Origin of the sequence: Sphingopyxis soli (genome assembly GCF_018682675.1) — a bacterium.
Classification (GTDB): Bacteria; Pseudomonadota; Alphaproteobacteria; order Sphingomonadales; family Sphingomonadaceae; genus Sphingopyxis; species Sphingopyxis soli.
In genome coordinates, this window is the sequence record NZ_JAFMTR010000022.1 from 1 (window position 1) to 2842 (window position 2842).

At 63.6% G+C, this 2842-nt stretch carries 3 protein-coding genes; all 3 read left to right on the plus strand.

What is annotated here, in order from left to right:
- The coding region (locus J1N50_RS03090; protein WP_215350283.1) for a co-chaperone GroES at window positions 1-220 on the plus strand (220 nt) is incomplete at its 5' end.
- Between the two features lie 42 nt (window positions 221-262).
- Window positions 263-1906 carry a chaperonin GroEL gene (gene groL / locus J1N50_RS03095; RefSeq protein WP_215350285.1) on the plus strand — a complete coding sequence of 548 codons (1644 nt, stop codon included), beginning with the start codon at window positions 263-265 and terminating at the stop codon, window positions 1904-1906.
- Window positions 1907-2035: 129 nt separating this feature from the next.
- Window positions 2036-2782, plus strand: coding sequence for a glutaminyl-peptide cyclotransferase (locus tag J1N50_RS03100; protein ID WP_215350287.1), 747 nt, complete (start codon window positions 2036-2038; stop codon window positions 2780-2782).
- Window positions 2783-2842 lie beyond the last annotated feature (60 nt).

The following is a 2842-nucleotide window of genomic DNA, read 5'->3' on the forward strand; positions in this document are numbered from 1 at the left end:
CGGCATCATCATCCCCGACACCGCCAAGGAAAAGCCGCAGGAAGGCGAAGTCGTCGCCGTCGGTTCCGGCGCCAAGGCCGAAGACGGCAAGGTCACGCCGCTCGACGTCAAGTCGGGCGACCGCATCCTGTTCGGCAAATGGTCGGGCACCGAAGTCAAGGTCGACGGCGAAGAGCTGCTGATCATGAAGGAATCGGACATCCTCGGCGTCCTCGCCTGAGCCCGTTCTTCCCTGTTTCATTCTATCTGAAGGAGCATCCACATGGCTGCCAAGGACGTTAAATTTTCGCGCGACGCGCGCGAGCGCATCCTCAAGGGCGTCGACATCCTCGCCGACGCCGTCAAGGTCACGCTGGGGCCGAAGGGCCGCAATGTCGTGATCGACAAGAGCTTCGGCGCCCCCCGCATCACCAAGGACGGCGTCAGCGTCGCCAAGGAAATCGAACTCAAGGACAAGTTCGAGAATATGGGCGCGCAGATGCTGCGCGAAGTCGCCAGCAAGGCTAACGACAAGGCCGGTGACGGCACCACCACCGCGACCGTTCTCGCCCAGGCGATCGTTCGCGAGGGTATGAAGTCGGTTGCCGCCGGCATGAACCCGATGGACCTGAAGCGCGGCATCGACCTCGCGGTCAACAAGGTCGTCGAAGATCTGAAGGCGCGTTCGACCCCGGTGTCGGGCTCGTCGGAAATCGCGCAGGTCGGCATCATCTCGGCCAACGGCGACACCGAAGTCGGCGAGAAGATCGCCGAAGCGATGGAAAAGGTCGGCAAGGAAGGCGTGATCACGGTCGAGGAAGCCAAGGGCCTCGAGTTCGAGCTCGACGTCGTCGAAGGCATGCAGTTCGACCGCGGCTACCTGTCGCCCTACTTCATCACCAACCCCGAAAAGATGACGGTCGAACTCACCGATCCGTACATCCTGATCTTCGAAAAGAAGCTGTCGAACCTCCAGTCGATGCTTCCGATCCTCGAGGCGGTTGTGCAGTCGGGCCGTCCGCTGCTGATCATCGCCGAGGACATCGAAGGCGAAGCCCTCGCGACCCTCGTCGTCAACCGCTTGCGCGGCGGCCTGAAGGTCGCGGCCGTCAAGGCGCCGGGCTTCGGCGATCGCCGCAAGGCGATGCTGCAGGACATCGCGATCCTGACCGCCGGCGAAATGATCAGCGAAGACCTGGGCATCAAGCTCGAGTCGGTCACGCTGAACATGCTCGGCCAGGCGAAGCGCGTCACGATCGACAAGGACAACACCACCATCGTCGATGGTGCTGGCGACCATGATGCGATCAAGGGCCGCGTCGAACAGATCCGCGCGCAGATCGAAACCACGACCAGCGACTATGACCGCGAAAAGCTGCAGGAACGTCTGGCGAAGCTCGCCGGCGGCGTTGCCGTGATCAAGGTCGGCGGCGCGACCGAAGTCGAGGTGAAGGAACGCAAGGACCGCGTCGACGACGCGCTGCACGCGACCCGCGCCGCGGTCGAGGAAGGCATCGTCCCCGGCGGCGGTACGGCTCTGCTGTACGCCACCAAGGCTCTCGAAGGCCTGAAGGGCGCCAACGACGACCAGACCCGCGGCATCGACATCGTCCGCAAGGCGATCGAAGCGCCGCTGCGCCAGATCGCGGCCAACGCCGGCCACGACGGTGCGGTTGTCGCGGGCAACCTGCTGCGCGAGAACAACCAGGAGCAGGGCTTCAACGCCGCGACCGACGTCTATGAAAACCTGAAGGCCGCCGGCGTCATCGACCCGACCAAGGTCGTGCGCACCGCGCTTCAGGACGCCGCGTCGGTGTCGGGCCTGCTGATCACCACCGAAGCTGCGGTCAGCGAGCTGCCCGAAGACAAGCCGGCGATGCCGATGGGCGGCGGCGGCATGGGCGGCATGGGCGGCATGGACTTCTAAGTCCGTACCGTTCGGCGCTCAGTCGGATGAAAAGAGGGCCGGGGCAGAGATGCTCCGGCCCTTTTGTGTGTGCGAAATAGGATGGGCGGGACATTGCCAGTTCACCTTGCCGGGCATAGCTAGGCATCCATGCTCCTCTTCCTCGCCCTCGCCGCTGCTGCCGCCGATCCCGCGCCGATCGAACGCTGCGGTTATCGTATCGTCCAGAGCTATCCGCACGACGCGACCAGCTTCACGCAGGGCCTCTTCTGGGACGACGGGCACCTTTATGAAGCCACCGGCCAGTACGGCCAATCGCGCGTCGCGCGGCTCGATCTCAAGACCGGTCGCGCGCTGATCCAGACCCGGCTGCCGCCGGATCAGTTCGGCGAGGGCATCACGCGCTGGGGCGACCAGATCGTCGGCGTAACCTGGCAGAATGGCGTGGGGCATCGCTGGTCGATCAAGGATCTGAAACCGCTCGGCACCTTCGAATATGACGGCGAGGGGTGGGGCGTCACCATGGTCGGGGACAAGCTCGTCCTCAGCGACGGGTCGTCGGACCTCAAGTTTTTCGATCCCGCGACGATGACCGAACAGAAACGCGTCACGGTCCGTTTCGGCGGCCGTCCGCTGGCGATGCTCAACGAGCTCGAAACGATCGACGGTCAGGTCTGGGCGAATGTCTGGATGACCGACCTGATCGTTCGCATCGATCCTGCAAGCGGCGACATCAAATCCTACGTCGATCTGACCGGGCTCAAGCAGGATGCGGGCGCGACCGGCGGCGACAGCGTCCTCAACGGCATCGCGTGGGATGCGAAGAAGAAGCGGCTGTTCGTCACCGGAAAATATTGGCCAAAGCTTTACGAGATCGCGCTCGCCGACTGCCGTTAGAGTGTTTTCAAGTCAGGTGGAATCACCTGACGACCCGGAAAACACGGCAAAACAAGAATC